This is a genomic window from Gelidibacter salicanalis (genome assembly GCF_016469035.1).
Lineage (GTDB): Bacteria > Bacteroidota > Bacteroidia > Flavobacteriales > Flavobacteriaceae > Gelidibacter > Gelidibacter salicanalis_A.
In genome coordinates this window covers 1-205 of sequence record NZ_JAEHJZ010000408.1, presented here as the reverse complement: position 1 = coordinate 205, position 205 = coordinate 1, and the positions used below count along the sequence as shown (strand labels likewise).

General features: G+C 47.3%; 1 protein-coding gene. It reads left to right on the top strand.

What is annotated here, in order from left to right; genetic code table 11:
* Positions 1 to 205, top strand: a 205-nt coding sequence (locus JEM65_RS21735; RefSeq protein ID WP_199603853.1) for a GTPase, incomplete at both ends; no start/stop codon positions are given.

Genomic DNA, 205 nt, shown 5'->3' with positions numbered 1-205 from the left:
GTCAATCCTCATCGTGTTCTTCCGACCGTGATTGAATTTGTGGATATCGCTGGACTAGTAAAAGGTGCGAGCAAAGGTGAGGGCCTTGGAAATAAATTTCTTGCAAATATCCGCGAGGTAGATGCAGTGATCCATGTGATCAGGTGCTTTGACGATGACAACATCGTCCACGTAGCTGGTGGTGTAGACCCGATTTTCGACAAGG